Origin of the sequence: Flavobacterium sp. FlaQc-52, assembly GCF_044007495.1 — a bacterium.
Classification (GTDB): Bacteria; Bacteroidota; Bacteroidia; order Flavobacteriales; family Flavobacteriaceae; genus Flavobacterium; species Flavobacterium cupriresistens.
Genome location: NZ_JBIPCV010000008.1, coordinates 57587 through 72343, shown reverse-complemented (window position 1 = coordinate 72343; position 14757 = coordinate 57587). Strand labels below are relative to the sequence as shown.

At 34.7% G+C, this 14757-nt stretch carries 15 protein-coding genes; 12 read left to right on the top strand and 3 right to left on the bottom strand.

Annotated features, from left to right (window positions below; translation table 11 throughout):
- Positions 1-174: 174 nt before the first annotated feature.
- Positions 175-747, bottom strand: a complete 573-nt coding sequence (gene ribH, locus ACHRV5_RS14445) for a 6,7-dimethyl-8-ribityllumazine synthase (RefSeq protein WP_047774065.1) — start codon at positions 745-747, stop codon at positions 175-177.
- A gap of 85 nt (positions 748-832) precedes the next feature.
- A complete protein-coding gene (locus ACHRV5_RS14440; RefSeq protein ID WP_047774067.1) occupies positions 833-1612 on the bottom strand; it encodes a tetratricopeptide repeat protein in 780 nt (259 codons plus the stop codon).
- Positions 1613-2001: 389 nt separating this feature from the next.
- Here ACHRV5_RS14440 and recF point away from each other — a divergent pair, with 389 nt between their 5' ends.
- The 12 genes from recF to ACHRV5_RS14380 all read left to right on the top strand — a co-directional run bounded on the left by recF (position 2002) and on the right by ACHRV5_RS14380 (position 13591).
- The gene (gene recF / locus ACHRV5_RS14435; protein ID WP_047774069.1) at positions 2002-3081 is read left to right on the top strand and encodes a DNA replication/repair protein RecF; all 1080 of its coding nucleotides are present in this window, start codon (positions 2002-2004) and stop codon (positions 3079-3081) included.
- A 65-nt stretch (positions 3082-3146) separates the two neighbouring features.
- Complete coding sequence (locus tag ACHRV5_RS14430) at positions 3147-3845, top strand: thioredoxin domain-containing protein (RefSeq protein ID WP_047774071.1); 699 nt, start codon at positions 3147-3149, stop codon at positions 3843-3845.
- Between the two features lie 10 nt (positions 3846-3855).
- The gene (locus tag ACHRV5_RS14425; RefSeq protein ID WP_395427235.1) at positions 3856-4533 is read left to right on the top strand and encodes a DUF2461 domain-containing protein; all 678 of its coding nucleotides are present in this window, start codon (positions 3856-3858) and stop codon (positions 4531-4533) included.
- A 194-nt stretch (positions 4534-4727) separates the two neighbouring features.
- A complete protein-coding gene (locus ACHRV5_RS14420) occupies positions 4728-5786 on the top strand; it encodes a glycosyltransferase family 4 protein (protein ID WP_395427234.1) in 1059 nt (352 codons plus the stop codon).
- 148 nt (positions 5787-5934) lie between these two features.
- The gene (locus ACHRV5_RS14415) at positions 5935-7488 is read left to right on the top strand and encodes a rhomboid family intramembrane serine protease (protein ID WP_395427233.1); all 1554 of its coding nucleotides are present in this window, start codon (positions 5935-5937) and stop codon (positions 7486-7488) included.
- Between the two features lie 74 nt (positions 7489-7562).
- Positions 7563-8576 (top strand): UDP-N-acetylmuramate dehydrogenase, encoded by a 1014-nt coding sequence (gene murB, locus ACHRV5_RS14410; RefSeq protein ID WP_395427232.1) that lies wholly within the window; start codon positions 7563-7565, stop codon positions 8574-8576.
- 27 nt (positions 8577-8603) lie between these two features.
- Positions 8604-9113 carry a hypothetical protein gene (locus tag ACHRV5_RS14405; protein ID WP_395427231.1) on the top strand — a complete coding sequence of 170 codons (510 nt, stop codon included), beginning with the start codon at positions 8604-8606 and terminating at the stop codon, positions 9111-9113.
- Between the two features lie 323 nt (positions 9114-9436).
- On the top strand, positions 9437-10051 hold the full coding sequence (locus ACHRV5_RS14400) for an FMN-binding negative transcriptional regulator (RefSeq protein ID WP_047774083.1): 615 nt from the start codon (positions 9437-9439) through the stop codon (positions 10049-10051).
- Positions 10052-10134: 83 nt separating this feature from the next.
- Positions 10135-11241 (top strand): glycosyltransferase, encoded by a 1107-nt coding sequence (locus ACHRV5_RS14395; protein ID WP_395427230.1) that lies wholly within the window; start codon positions 10135-10137, stop codon positions 11239-11241.
- Positions 11232-11783, top strand: coding sequence for an RNA polymerase sigma factor (locus tag ACHRV5_RS14390; protein WP_047774088.1), 552 nt, complete (start codon positions 11232-11234; stop codon positions 11781-11783). Before ACHRV5_RS14395 ends, ACHRV5_RS14390 begins: the two co-directional genes overlap by 10 nt.
- Before the next feature lie 156 nt (positions 11784-11939).
- The gene (locus ACHRV5_RS14385; protein ID WP_395427229.1) at positions 11940-12767 is read left to right on the top strand and encodes an energy transducer TonB; all 828 of its coding nucleotides are present in this window, start codon (positions 11940-11942) and stop codon (positions 12765-12767) included.
- Positions 12768-13210: 443 nt separating this feature from the next.
- Complete coding sequence (locus ACHRV5_RS14380; RefSeq protein WP_047774091.1) at positions 13211-13591, top strand: PH domain-containing protein; 381 nt, start codon at positions 13211-13213, stop codon at positions 13589-13591.
- A 67-nt stretch (positions 13592-13658) separates the two neighbouring features.
- Here ACHRV5_RS14380 and ACHRV5_RS14375 read toward each other — a convergent pair whose 3' ends face one another.
- Positions 13659-14519, bottom strand: coding sequence for a M48 family metalloprotease (locus tag ACHRV5_RS14375; RefSeq protein WP_047774093.1), 861 nt, complete (start codon positions 14517-14519; stop codon positions 13659-13661).
- Positions 14520-14757 lie beyond the last annotated feature (238 nt).

The following is a 14757-nucleotide window of genomic DNA, read 5'->3' as shown; positions in this document are numbered from 1 at the left end:
CCAACTGCAAAATCTCAGATTGATATTGTTAATTTTATCTGGTTTTAAAAACCAAGGTGTACAAATTTAATGAATTTTGATGGTGATTCAGAGCATCTAAACTCATAAAAAAAACAAAAAACCTATACTATTTTTACACAGTATAGGTTTTAGTATTTTTAAAACGATTGTGTTTTATTTTTTCTCTATCTTTTTTTGTGTTTCTTCAATTTGAAGTGCACCTGAAGATAACAAAGGCTGATTGAACGGATGTGACATAGAGGCTTGTTGACGGATATAGGCCATTTTTATAGCTGCAATTGCCGCTTCTGTTCCTTTGTTTCCGTGAATTCCGCCACTTCTGTCAATAGATTGTTGCATGGTATTATCAGTCAAAACACAAAAAATAACCGGAATATCTGTTTGAACATTCAAGTCTTTAATTCCTTGTGTTACGCCTTCACACACAAAATCAAAATGTTTCGTCTCTCCCTGGATTACACATCCAATTACGATAACGGCATCAACATTTTGGGTCTGAAGCATTTTTTTTGCGCCATAAATCAGTTCAAAACTTCCCGGAACATTCCAACGGATAATTTGTCGAGCCGGAACATCACAATCCACCAGGGCATCAAATGCACCATTGTAAAGTCCTTCTGTTATCGTTTCATTCCACTCAGAAACAACAATCCCAAATCGAAAGTCTTTCGCATTTGGGATTGTGTTTTTATCGTATTCTGATAAATTTTTATTTTCGGTAGCCATCTTTATATTTAAGATTTTAGATTTTACTTTAGATTTCAGATTCTGAAATACAAATCTACAATCTAAAATCTACATTCTAATATTTTTATTGCGCTAATCCAATCAATACATCAACAGAAGCAGCTTCCGGAGTTGCATCGAAGTTTTCTTTGATGTCTGTAAAATACTTTAAAGCATCTTCTTTTTGACCTAAAGCCAAAGCAGTTTTACCGGCTTTTAGCAAGAAACGAGGTGTTGTAAAATCGTTTTTATTAGATTCAGCCGCTTTTACATAATAGCTTAAAGCTTCTTTTTGTTGATTTTTTTGAGAGTACGCATCTCCGATTGCTCCTTTAGCCAAAGCACTTAAAATCAAATCTTCTGATTTAAAGTCCCCTAAATATTTAATAGCATCGTCAAATTTACCTGTATTCAAATAAGCCATACCTGCATAGTAGTTTGCTAGGTTTCCAGCATCAGTTCCAGAATATTCGTCAGCAATTTTCACAAATCCGAATTTCCCTTCAGAACCGTTTAATGCCAATTTGTATAAAGAATCACTAGCTACGCCGTCTGTTGCTTTTTGAAAATTTTGTTGAGCAACAAACATTTCGTTTGCGGCCTCATCTTGCTTAGGTGCTTCAATAAATTTTTGGTAAGCCAAATATCCAATTGTCGCAACCGCAATACCGGCAACTAAACCAATAATGATTTTTTGATTTTTAGCAACCCAATCCTCAGTTTTAGAAGCAGTTTCATCTAACTTAGAAAAAACACCAGCTGTTGTACTGTCTTTCTCGTCAATGATTACTTGTTGTTCCTCATTTACTTCTTTAACTTCCTTTTCTTTTGGTGCTTTATATCCTCTTTTATTGTAAGTAGCCATTTAAAATTAATTTAGTGAACGGCAAAAATAAAATTTTTATTGAAACCGACGTAAAAAAAATCAATTTTATCACTATTTTAGAAAAAATAATTTCAATTCTCCTAAGTCCTTCCACTTCAGCAACAAAATAATTCATCCTCAAAAGTACTAAAAGTCTTTTATATCGATATTTTTCGATAATTTGCACCCTCAAATTTTATGGTTTCCAAACCTGGCTTATCTCAGCTCAAACTATTGTTTTTGCTACAGATTTTACCAATTAACACTGATTTAAAAAGACCAAAAAGAAGTTTTAACAAACCCGTTCTTTTAAATCGGAGGCAGAAAAAACGAATCTGAAAGAAAAAGTACTGCTACAGAACAACCAATTTTATCCTTAGAGCTTAAAAATGCATTTAAACAAAATCTCTTTATTCAATTATAAAAATTTCTCCGAAGTCAGTTTTGACTTCGACACTAAGATTAATTGTTTTGTTGGAAAAAACGGAATTGGAAAAACGAATGTACTCGACGCTATTTATCATTTGGCGTACGGAAAAAGTTATTTCAATCCCTTGGCCGTGCAAAACATCAAACATGGTGAAGAGTTTTTTGTAATTGATGCGGAATTAGAGAAAAACGACAGAACGGAACAAATTGTTTGTAGCTTAAAAAAAGGGCAGAAAAAAATCTTAAAAAGAAACGGCAAGGCTTACGATAAATTCTCCGACCACATCGGATTTATTCCTTTGGTAATCATTTCACCTGCCGATCGCGATTTAATTGTGGAAGGAAGTGAAACACGTCGTAAATTTATGGACAGTGTGATCTCGCAATTAGACAGCACTTACCTGCAGCAACTTATACAATATCAAAAAATAATTGTACAGCGGAATGCACTGTTAAAGTATTTTGCGCTCAATCACGTTTTTGACAACGATACCTTATCTATATATAATGAGCAATTAAATGTTTTTGGAAAATCTATTTTTGAAAAACGAAAAGACTTCCTGGAACAATTCATCCCTATATTCAACAAACACCATCAATCGATAACCGGCTCTGAAGAAACGGTACAGCTGGTTTATGAAAGTCATTTGTTTGAAAAAGACTTATTGACTCTTTTACAGGAAACCATCAATAAGGATCGTGCTTTACATTACACAAGTGCCGGTGTGCATAAAGATGATTTGTCATTTGAAATTGACTCCTATCCGATCAAAAAATTCGGTTCACAGGGACAGCAAAAGTCCTTTTTGATTGCTTTAAAATTAGCTCAGTTTGAATTTCTGAAAAAACAGAGTGGTGTAAAACCGCTTTTGCTTTTTGATGATATTTTTGACAAACTAGATGAAAGTCGTGTTGCAAAAATCATCGAGATGGTCAACAGTGAAACGTTTGGTCAACTTTTTATTTCTGATACGCATCCGGAACGCACTGAAACAATCGTAAAATCGACACATCAGAGTTACAAGATCTTTAATTTATGATTTCATTCAGAATACAAAAATGAAAAATCATTACTTTAGCGGTACTATTTTAAAAATCAAGTCCCATGAAATTCTTTTCAACATTACTGCTACTAACCGTATTTACCATTACATCTTGCAACCAAAAACAGACAAACTCTTTTGAGGAAATCAGCCCGAAAGTATTTGCAGAAAAAATAAAAACGACCGAAAACCCTCAAATCTTAGACGTTAGAACCCCTGATGAATTTGCATCTGAACACATAGACAATGCTATAAATGTTAACTGGAATGACGAAGATTTCGCTACAAAAGCGGCAACTTACGACAAATCAAAACCTGTTTTTGTTTATTGTTTAAGTGGTGGAAGAAGTAAAAAAGCGGCTGCAAAACTAAACGAATTAGGTTTTACGACAGTATACGAATTAGAAGGCGGAATCATGAGCTGGAACGCAGAAGGGTTATCTAAACCATCAACCGCTCAAATCGGAATGACTCAGGATGATTTTAATAAATTACTGAATACAGATAAAAAAGTTTTAGTAGACTTTTATGCTGAATGGTGTGGTCCCTGCAAACAAATGGAACCGTACTTATTGAAAATGCAAAAGGAAATGGGAGATCAGGTAACCATTATTCGAATTGATGTGGACAAAAACAAAACATTGACTACAGAAATGAAAATAGACCAACTTCCAACTATGTTTTTATACGAGAAAAAAGAAGTCAAATGGAGAAACGTAGGTTTCATCAGCGAACAGGACTTAAAAAAACAACTGCAATAAACTCCCGACTATGCTAACGAAAGAATCATTGCAATTTTTAGACGATCTAAAAGCCAACAACAACAGAGATTGGTTTCAGGACAACAAAAAGAGATACGAAGTTTTCAAAAAAGATTACCACCAATTGGTAAGTGATTTTCTGGATGTAATGAAACCACTTGACCCTTCATTAGAGTTACTTGAAGTCAAAAATTGCACTTTCAGGATCAATCGTGACATTCGGTTTTCTAAAGACAAATCTCCTTACAAAGCCCATTTGGGTGTTTGGATATCGGGCGGAACCAAAGGCTTAAACCGTGCCGGATATTACGTTCACATTGAAAAAGGTGCCAGTTTTATTGCCGGAGGATTTTATTCCCCTGAATCGGATGATCTGAAAAAAGTACGAAAAGAGATTGCCTTTTTTCACGATGATTTAGAAGGAATTCTATCCGACAAAAACTTCAAAAAAGAGTTTGGCAGTTTTGATATCAACGAAAGCAATTCGCTTAAAAACCCGCCACGTGGTTATGAGAAAGACCACCCTGCAATTGAATTCTTAAAATTGAAAAGTTTTACAGCTTCTCAAAAATACGACATAAAGGAAGTGGCTCAAAAAGATTTCGTTGCTAAAATGAGTCAAAAACTAATTGCGTTAAAACCTTTAAACGAATTCATCAACCGTGCTTTAGATACGGATGAATTTTAATTTTATTTGCCACAGATTTCACAGATTCACACAGATTATTTTTTGAAACGGATTTAAATCCTTTTAATCTTTCTAATCTGTGGCAAAAAATGTCAATGAGTTTTAAACCTATATATTTTTTTTACCACGAATTCCACGAATTAACACCAATTAATTCGTGAAAATTCGTGAAATTCGCGGCTAAAACGCATTGAATGAAAAGAAAAATACTTTTTCTTGGCGAATCTTATCGTGCCGACGCTATCACCTGGATGAAAGGCCTGAAGGAATTTGGTGATTTTGAGATTTGCACCTGGGAGCTTAAAACTCCAAACAATACGAAACTGAACCGTTTCAAACGTATTGCAGAATACCTGTTTGCTCCTCTTTCCATTCGCAAAATCATTCGTCAGGAAAAACCGGATATGGTTATTGCTGAAAGAACGACCAGTTACGGTTTTTTAGCCGCTTTATCAGGCGCCAAAACCATCGCCATTGCACAACAAGGAAGAACCGATTTATGGCCTGAGGGTTCTGTTTTATTGCCTTTAAAAAAAATCATTCAGAAATATGCTTTCAAAAAAGCACATCTAATTCATGCCTGGGGACCCGTCATGACCATTTCAATGAAGGAAATTGGTGTTGACATGAGCAAAGTTTTGGTGCTGCCAAAAGGTATTGATTTGTCTCTTTTTACTCCTTCAACTTCAAATTCCACCAAAATTGAAGCCATTGTAACCCGTTCTTTGCAACCGGAATACCGACACGATTCCATCTTAAAAGCTTTTTCGATTGTACACCAAAAAGGGTTTGATTTCACACTAACTATCGTTGGTGACGGTACGCGTTTGACTTATTTGAAAGATTTAGCTTCAATCTTACAGATAGAAAACAAGGTGGTTTTTACAGGAAGGATCCCGAATACGGAACTTCCAAAATTACTACAACAATCGAATATCTACATCAGCATGCCAATAACCGAAGGGGTTTCTGCTTCTTTATTTGAAGCCATGGCCTGCCATTGTTATCCTGTAGTTTCTGATATTCCCGGAAATCAGAGTTGGATCACACATCGAAAAAACGGACAGCTAATAACAATTGACGATGTTGAAAAACTGGCAAAAGAACTTATTTGGTCTTTTGAAAATCCGGAATCCCGAAATCAGGCTGTACTGCAGAACAGAAAATTTGTTGAGGAAAATGCGAATTACAATAGCAACATGAAAATGATTGCAGATAAATACCATGAATTACTTGGCTTACGAGATATGTAGCGTTACTTAACCGCAAGGCTCGCAAGGATTTTTTCGCAAAGGCCTCAAGGTTTAAAACTAAGCCTCACCGCCTTTACAAATACTGCAGTTAAAAAAACTTACTGTTACCCCAAAACCATTACAAAAATTGCCCATTCAGAAACACCAAATGACAGATTTTACAAAAAAATTTAAATTAATCTACCTTCCATTTTTACTAATTACAATAAGTTCTATACTAGGTTATACTTTTTTACACTGGCTCCTTTTTATCCAACTAGAATTATTTTCTATTAAGGAAGATATTTTAAAATTCTGGCTTCCGATCGGATTAGTCTGCCTTTCGATTTACTTTTTTTTATACCCGAGAGTAAAATTACTCCGTTTTAAAAAAGACGACATACCTTCTTTTATTTGTTTTTTAGCAGCACTTATAATTATCATACCTACCATTACAGCCCAAGAGTATTTAACAACCGCCACAGGAAAAGTAACCGACCTTAAAGATATTTACCAAATACAGAAATTAGAAAAAACGAAATATTATACTTTAAAAAGATGTTACATAGACAAAAGAAATATTGGCGTTCTAAACACGACCTCTCTTAGCGGAAAAGGCAATACAACTTTCAATATCGAAATTTATGTTACATTACCCATTTTCAGAACAGCCAAAGACACCTCAAAAACGGAATGTGAATATTGGCTGGGACAGAAATATACACACAGTATAAGCAACAGTCTTTCATCTGATGATAAAAAATATTATCACAACGAATTTGCACAAACGGTAAGCCAAGAATTTAAATATACCGATTTTAGTAATTTCACTTATCTGGAGGCGATCGGCGAAACTAAGGATCATGACAATTTTGACGATGCTGTTACCAAAAACACGCAATACGATTTTAAAAAACCAATTATTTTTAAAGCCCATAAGGAACGTTTTGAGAAAAGAAATGGCGACAAATTAGAGTGGTTTTTTATCCTATTAAGCGGCGGACTTTTCATCTCGTTAATTTTCCTTCTATTTGCAAAACTAAAAACGGGAGCGGTTTACGATTTTAAAAACAGAGGAAAAGCCAGAAACAAAAGCCTAAAAGAAGCCTTTGATATTCTCCTTCCAAAAGAAGACTATTATATAACACCAATCTTGGTAAACATTAATATTATAGTTTTTCTTATGATGGTTATTTCAGGTCTTGGTTTTATGCAGTTCGAAGGAAAAGATTTATTGCTATGGGGAGCCAACTTTAAACCCTCTACAATCAATGGGCAATGGTGGAGACTCCTAACTGCTACATTTCTTCATGGTGGAATAATCCATCTAGCATCAAACATGTTTGGACTTTTATTTATTGGCGCTTTATTAGAACCTGTTTTAGGGAAAACCAAATTTTTACTTCTCTATTTGTTAACTGGTCTTCTTGCAAGTTTAGCAAGTATATGGTGGTTCGACGCAACTGTTAGTGTGGGTGCTTCCGGTGCTATTTTCGGACTTTATGGGGTATTTCTTGCTTTACTATTAAAAGAGGTATTTCCAAAAGAATTTAGTACTGTTTTTATGACCAGTACTTTAATATTTATCGCTTATAATCTATTAATGGGATTAACCGGCGGTATTGACAATGCAGCCCATATTGGAGGTCTTTTGAGCGGTTTTATAATTGGCCTTGTTTTATCTCCAATAGTAAAGAAAAAATCAGAATTCGATAACAAATAAAAAGGCAGTTCAAATAAATTATAATCCTTACTTTTGGCCTCAGAATTAATTCTCTAAAAAAGCCTTTTTTATTTATGGAAATTCAATCCAATTTTTCTTTAAAAAAACACAATACATTTGGTATTGAAGCTAAAGCAAAACAATTTGTTGCCGTTCACTCTATTGCCGAACTGAAAACTGTTTTACAAGAAAATAAAAACCAGAAGAAATTCATTTTGGGCGGTGGCAGTAATATGCTTCTGACTCAGGATATTGACGCTTTGGTAATTCATATTGATTTAAAAGGAAAAAAAATCATTGAAGAAAATGATGATTTTGTCTGGGTTGAAAGTCAGGCAGGTGAAACATGGCATGATTTTGTTCTTTGGACGATTGAAAATAATTTTGGCGGGTTAGAAAACATGTCCCTGATTCCGGGAAATGTTGGCACTACGCCTGTTCAGAATATTGGCGCTTACGGAACGGAGATCAAAGATACTTTTGTTTCTTGTGAGGCGATAAACATTGAGTCTCAGGAAATCAAAACTTTCACTAATGCTGATTGTAATTTTGGTTACAGAGAAAGTGTTTTCAAAAATGAAATTAAAGATCAGTATATCATCACAGCTGTGATTTATAAACTAACCAAACGCAATCATAAAATCAATACTTCGTACGGAGATATTCAGGCCGAACTAGCTAAAAACAACATTACTACACCTACCCTGAAGGATGTGAGCAATGCTGTAATTGCGATCCGACAAAGTAAATTGCCGGACCCTAAAGAATTAGGTAACAGCGGAAGTTTCTTTAAAAATCCGATTCTATTAAAATCGGACTTCGAAAAGATCCATCAAAAATTCCCTGAAATGAAATTTTATGAAGTTTCGGACACAGAAGTAAAAGTTCCGGCGGGCTGGTTGATTGAGCAAGCGGGTTTTAAAGGAAAACGTTTTGGAGATGCGGGAGTACATAAAAATCAGGCCTTGGTTTTGGTGAATTACGGAAATGCAACAGGACAGGAAATTTTAGCAGTTTCCAAAGCGGTACAGGATACCGTTTTCAAAACATTCGGTATTCATATCGAAGCTGAAGTAAATGTAATTTAAAAAATAGTCTAAGAATTTAATTTCTACATGAAAAAACTTAACATACGAATTGTTTTAATTCAATTAATAGGAATGATTTTCTTCGTTAATGGTATTATGCAACTCCGATTTTATACGGTAGCCGATGAGATTTTCTTCGCAAAGAATCATTTTCACTATCAAAAACTAGAACACTGGACTCGATTTTTCCCAACAAAAGAAGAGAGTTTTAATTTCTGGCCCAACGTTTACATATGGATCTTTTATGGTTTGTCATTTGGAATCTTAATCATTTCTTATCTGAACTGGAAAAACAAACTTTCTGCACTAAACACCATTTTGGTTGCAATCGTAATGTACGTTCTTTTGAGATTGAAATTTTTCAGAAGAGAAGTAATCTCTCATTTTTTCAATCCCTTCAGAACCTTGTTTTCTAATGACTTTGCCATACAATGTTTAATTGAAGGAGCTGCTTTTACTTTAATTGGAGTCCTTATTTTATATATAAGTATCAGTCCAAGTTTATTTAATTCTGAGGAAACCCTAATTCAAAATTAAAAACAACGATAGTGATTCGCTCAATACGTTCTTAAGTCCAAAATAATAAAAACAGTAATACCGAAGAATAAACAATAAGAAAACACTTATATTTGTTTTGATGACAGAAGGAAGTCAGACCGACGTTTTACCGTTTATATTAGAGAACAAAGCCAAAGAAGGTGACGGCATAACGGCAACTTAAGGACGGTCGTCAAGAACAAAAAAAGGGCTTGTTTTTCTAAAACTGTATTAAATGAATTATCGTAAATTACACGAAATACATAAACTAACCTGAAACTATTTACTTCGGTAGTTTTTTTAACTCAATAATACCAACTAAAATGTACACACCTCAGCTCTATAAAAACGAAGATCCGGAAGCAATCAAAACTTTTTTGAAAGAGAATAGTTTTGGTATTCTGATCAATCAGACCAACGGAAAATTATGTGCCACGCATATTCCGATAGAACTCGAAATTAACGCTGACGGAAAAGAGGTTTTACAGGGGCATATTTCTAAATTAAATCCACAGGCAGAAGGTTTTGCAGAAAACGACCAGGTTTTGGCTGTATTTTCAGGACCTCACAGTTATATTTCGCCTTCCTGGTACGATCATGAAAATGTACCCACATGGAATTATATAGCCGTACATGTTTATGGCCGTATTAAAATCACGGATGAAACTGTAACACTCGAAGGACTTAAAAAATTAGTAGATAAATACGAAGCCAACTCAGAGAATCCGATTCGTCTGGAAGATTTATCTGCGAAAACAATGCGTGAAGCCAGAGGAATCTTTGGTTTTGAAATAGAAATTGATGAAATTCAGGCGACAAAAAAACTATCTCAAAACAGGGATGATCACAATTACAAAAACATAATTTCGGAATTAAAAAAAACCGAAAACCCTCAGGCTATTGCTGTTGCAAATGAAATGTCAAAATGCCGAAAGTAAATTGGTTTTAACCATTGAAAATTAGGAATTCATAAGTACATTTGCACTCGCAAGATTCAAAAATCAAAAGACATTAAAATCAGATGCTTACATTCATTTTTTACTTTTTTATTGCTATTGTTGTCATCCAACTTTCTTATTATCTGGGTATTTTTGGAAAATTCGCTTTTGGTAAACCACAAAGTATCACGCCAAAAAATATTCCCGTTTCCGTAATTGTTTGTGCTAAAAACGAAGAAGAAAATGTAAAAAAATACATTCCGTTATTAGCGGAACAAAACTATCCGGATTTTGAAATTGTTTTAATTGATGATGCCTCAAGTGATGAAACACTCGAAGCTTTTGAAGAATTTGAGAAACAATACGCAAACGTTCGTTTGGTAAAAGTAGAAAACAATGAAGCCTTTTGGGGCAATAAAAAATATGCGCTGACCTTAGGAATCAAAGCATCAAAAAAAGAATACTTACTGTTTACCGATGCTGATTGTTATCCGGCATCTAAAGACTGGATTACAGCAATGACCTCGCAATTTACCATGAACAGAACTATTGTTTTAGGATATGGAGGTTATGATAAAATAGAACGTTCTCTGTTAAATAAAGTAATTCGTTTCGAAACTGTTCTTACTGCCATGCAGTATTTATCGTGGGCAAAAGTCGGAGCTCCGTATATGGGAGTCGGGCGAAATCTTGCCTATAAAAAAGAAGAGTTTTTTAATGTAAATGGTTTTATTGAACACATTCAAATTCGCTCCGGTGATGATGATTTGTTTGTCAATCAGGCAGCAAACAAAAACAACACAGCCATCGCTTACACACCTGACAGTTTCACTTACTCAAAACCAAAAGAAACTTATAGAGAATGGTTTGCTCAAAAAAGAAGGCATGTTGCTACAGCAAATTATTACAAAGTTTTTGATAAAATTCAATTAGGTCTTTTTTATACCTCACAATTATTTTTCTTTATCTTAGTTATCCTTTTATTGGCTTTCCAATTTCAATGGATTGCTGTATTGGCTTTGCTGGCGACACGTTACACTATTGCGTGGATTGTAATTGGATTTTCGGCATCAAAATTGAAAGAAAAAGATCTTAGAGCCTGGTTTCCTGTTGTAGAAATCATGCTTATATTCACGCAAATTAATATCTTTATAACTAATATCTTTTCAAAACCCGTACATTGGAAATAAATTCTAAAATAGAAAAAGCAAAAAAAGGCGATCAGATCGCCTTTACTTTTTTGTTAGATTTTTATTGGAATGAAGTGTACGGATTTATGCTAAAACGTACAGAAAACGAAACCACTGCCGAAGATATTACTATTGAAACCTTCTCAAAAGCTTTTGACAAGATTGCTTCTTACAATCCGGAATTTCAATTCAACACCTGGTTAATTGCAATTGCAAAAAATGTTTATATCGATCTTTTACGCAAAAAGAAAACCAATCTTTTTATAGAAATCACTGATGCTGAGGACCAACAGGCTTACAATATCGCTGACACCACTCCGTCTGCCGAAGATGCTTTAATTAAAGAGCAAAACCTGTCCCGCTTACTACAATGCATCAAAGAATTAAAACCCCATTATCAGGAAGTAATTCAGCTTCGTTATTTTCAGGAAATGAGTTATCAGGAGATTGCACTCAAAATTGATGAGCCTTTAAGCAACGTAAAAGTAAAATTACTACGCGCTAAAAAATTATTAGCAGAAATCATTGAACGCAAAAGATAATTCACTATCTTTCGGTAAAGAATGAAATATCCATGTATTTTTTCTTAAAAAAGTGAATTATCAACCCTCTAAAGTTCTTTTGTTTTTAATGACAACCAAATTAAATTTTCGTTGCTTATGATGTAATTTTTACTTAACCTTAAAATCCAATTAAACATGTCAAAACTAAGCATCTATGAAACCAAGTGGACCGATCTTGTTTTCGAAAACAAAAACAAAGAATACGGAGCGTATCAATTGCGCCAAGAAAGTGCTAAAAACTCCATAACAGCCTTATTCGGAGGATTATTGGTTATAGCCTCGTTAGGAACTGCCTCTATGCTGATTAGTAAATTTAAAACAGTAGATGTAATCCCGACACCAACTGATATACCAATAAGCGACCCGCTCGTTGTTACACAGGTAGATCTGACTCATGAAGTAACACCTCCACCACCACCTCCGACACAACAAACTGCCGCGACACAGGTAACAGAGGCAGTTCAATTGACAAATCCGGTCGTAGTTGCGGCATCACAGGCTGCTGTTGAAGAAATAGCTCCAAATACAGTTAATGCTCCCGTGGTAACAAATACAACAGGAAATGGAATTGCGACTACAAACGTTTTACCGTCAACCGGTAATGGTACAGGAGTTACTCCATCAGTTCCCAACACTAATGAACCAGTGCTTGCAACTGCATTAGACAAAATGCCGGAATTCCCAGGAGGAATGGCTAAGTTCTATACGTTCGTTGGAAACAATTTCCAAAGACCGGAATTAGACGCCGAAAGAACGTTAAGAGTTTATGTATCTTTTGTAGTTGAAAAAGACGGTTCTTTAACAGATATCATGGTAAAAAATGATCCTGGTTACGGAATGGGAAGAGAAGCTGTTCGCGTTCTAAAATCACTAAAAACAAAATGGACTCCCGGAATCCTAAACGGAAAAGCAGTCCGCACCGCATATAACCTTCCAATAACAATCAAAACGGAAGCTGAATAACCAAACGAGAAAAACGGCTGTCTTAAAAAGGCAGCCGTTTTTTTTGTTCCTTCTCCTAAAGTGCTGTCTCAGTTTTTAGTCTCAGTTTTCAGTCTCAGTCTCAGTTCACATTCTACAGTTCACATTTTTCATCCTACTTACGGCTCAAAAACTTAACAGCCCCAACATTTAACAAGCAAAAAAGCGCCCCTTGCGTAAAACCTTGCGAACTTCGCGGTTAAACTCTCATGCAGAGTCTCAGTCTCAGTTTCAGTCTCAGTCCTAGTCTCAGTCTCAGTTGAAACATGAAACTTGAAACATGAAACTTGAAACAAAAAAACCTCCCCCCTCCTTCCACAATAACAACTATTTCCACAAAGTCAAAATCCAATTCATAAAATCAGCAAAATCAACTACATTTACAGCTTATAAAAGAATTGTATTAAAAATTAAAAACAATAAAAATGGGAATATTTTCGGCTTTACTTGGTAACGCAGGCACCGTTAGTCAAGAGGATTTAGTTAAAAATTACGGTCAGCTTCTAACAGATCGTGAGGAAATCGAAATGGGTTTTAAACTAATCAGAGACACTTTTATTTTTACAAACAAAAGATTAATTCTGGTAGACAAACAAGGAATAACAGGAAGCAAAACCGAATACAGATCAATTGCTTACAAAAGCATTTCAAGATTCAGTATCGAGACAGCAGGTACTTTTGACCTAGACGCTGAATTAAAAATCTGGGTGGCGAGCGAATTACAACCAAGTATCGTAAAACAATTTAACAAATCGGTAAACGTATATGAAGTTCAAAAAGTATTAGCGCATCACGTTTTAGGTTAATCTAATAAAAAAATAAACCCGACAGGTTTTTGAAACCTGTCGGGTTTTATTTTACGACAATCAAGAATTATTTCTTCTTTTTAGTTGTTTTTTTGGTTGTTGTTGCTTTTTTAGACGGTGCTGTGTTTACAATTTTCTGTTGTACATAAGCTTTATACAAACCATCTTTTTCTGCTCTGGCTTTCGCATCATCCGCTCTCTTTTTAGAATCCGGATGTGAACTCATCATCTGATCGATAAAAGAAGCTTCAGCTCCTTCGCTCATTTTGGCCAGAATTCGGAATGCAGATTCTTCGGCATTCACGTTATATCCATTTTTCTTCATGAAATTGTACGAAAACAAATCTGCTTCTGCTTCTTGTTTTCTGCTATGTTTACTATCAATCATAGCGCTTCCGATTTTACCCAGCTGACTGTCTGTAACTGACGTAATAGTCGCTGATTGCGATGCAGCTCCATCAATCAAAGCTTCTTTTTGATACGCTGCTCTCATTGCATCTCTTGAATCATTATTGGCAACATGACCAATTTCATGACCAATTACTGCAAGCAATTCATTATCATCCATAATATCCATTAAACCGGAATACACACGAACACTTCCGTCTGCCGTTGCAAAAGCATTTACTTCTTTAACTTTATATACTTTATAATTTAAGGTATACCCTTCACCGGTAGTATATTTTCCAAAAACACGATTCAACCTCAAAGTATAACCATCCGTTGGACCTGCAATTTCGTGTTCTGCATCTAATTTAACTACCGCTTCTTTAGACAATTTTGCAGCGTCAGCATTACTCAAAGTAAAACTTGTGATTCCTTTTTGAACAGCTCCAATGGCTTTATCTCCAAAACTAATTTGCGCATTCATTCTAGTAAAACCAAAAGTGGCAAACAAAACTCCCAATACAATAAATTTCTTTTTCATGTTTTTATACTATTACAATTTAACATCAAATGTACTACTAACGAAATACTATTTTATTTCTTTTCGGTTAATTTTTTAACAATTAAAGATATAAATTTTATACGGGTAAAAATCAAACAGATATCATAATTCTTTGAATTCAATCCATAAACAAATCAAAAATCAAATAAATAAATCATAATTACCGAATGAAATCATAATTTTAACAGTAACACAAAATTATACGCAAAAGCCATAC

What these genes read in the sequence shown, in the direction of transcription:
- ribH (WP_047774065.1), bottom strand. Translation starts at nt 747, where the DNA reads ATGGCTACCGAAAATAAAAATTTATCAGAATACGATAAAAACACAATC.
- ACHRV5_RS14440 (WP_047774067.1), bottom strand. Translation starts at nt 1,612, where the DNA reads ATGGCTACTTACAATAAAAGAGGATATAAAGCACCAAAAGAAAAGGAA.
- recF (WP_047774069.1), top strand. Translation starts at nt 2,002, where the DNA reads ATGCATTTAAACAAAATCTCTTTATTCAATTATAAAAATTTCTCCGAA.
- ACHRV5_RS14430 (WP_047774071.1), top strand. Translation starts at nt 3,147, where the DNA reads ATGAAATTCTTTTCAACATTACTGCTACTAACCGTATTTACCATTACA.
- ACHRV5_RS14425 (WP_395427235.1), top strand. Translation starts at nt 3,856, where the DNA reads ATGCTAACGAAAGAATCATTGCAATTTTTAGACGATCTAAAAGCCAAC.
- ACHRV5_RS14420 (WP_395427234.1), top strand. Translation starts at nt 4,728, where the DNA reads ATGAAAAGAAAAATACTTTTTCTTGGCGAATCTTATCGTGCCGACGCT.
- ACHRV5_RS14415 (WP_395427233.1), top strand. Translation starts at nt 5,935, where the DNA reads ATGACAGATTTTACAAAAAAATTTAAATTAATCTACCTTCCATTTTTA.
- murB (WP_395427232.1), top strand. Translation starts at nt 7,563, where the DNA reads ATGGAAATTCAATCCAATTTTTCTTTAAAAAAACACAATACATTTGGT.
- ACHRV5_RS14405 (WP_395427231.1), top strand. Translation starts at nt 8,604, where the DNA reads ATGAAAAAACTTAACATACGAATTGTTTTAATTCAATTAATAGGAATG.
- ACHRV5_RS14400 (WP_047774083.1), top strand. Translation starts at nt 9,437, where the DNA reads ATGTACACACCTCAGCTCTATAAAAACGAAGATCCGGAAGCAATCAAA.
- ACHRV5_RS14395 (WP_395427230.1), top strand. Translation starts at nt 10,135, where the DNA reads ATGCTTACATTCATTTTTTACTTTTTTATTGCTATTGTTGTCATCCAA.
- ACHRV5_RS14385 (WP_395427229.1), top strand. Translation starts at nt 11,940, where the DNA reads ATGTCAAAACTAAGCATCTATGAAACCAAGTGGACCGATCTTGTTTTC.
- ACHRV5_RS14380 (WP_047774091.1), top strand. Translation starts at nt 13,211, where the DNA reads ATGGGAATATTTTCGGCTTTACTTGGTAACGCAGGCACCGTTAGTCAA.
- ACHRV5_RS14375 (WP_047774093.1), bottom strand. Translation starts at nt 14,519, where the DNA reads ATGAAAAAGAAATTTATTGTATTGGGAGTTTTGTTTGCCACTTTTGGT.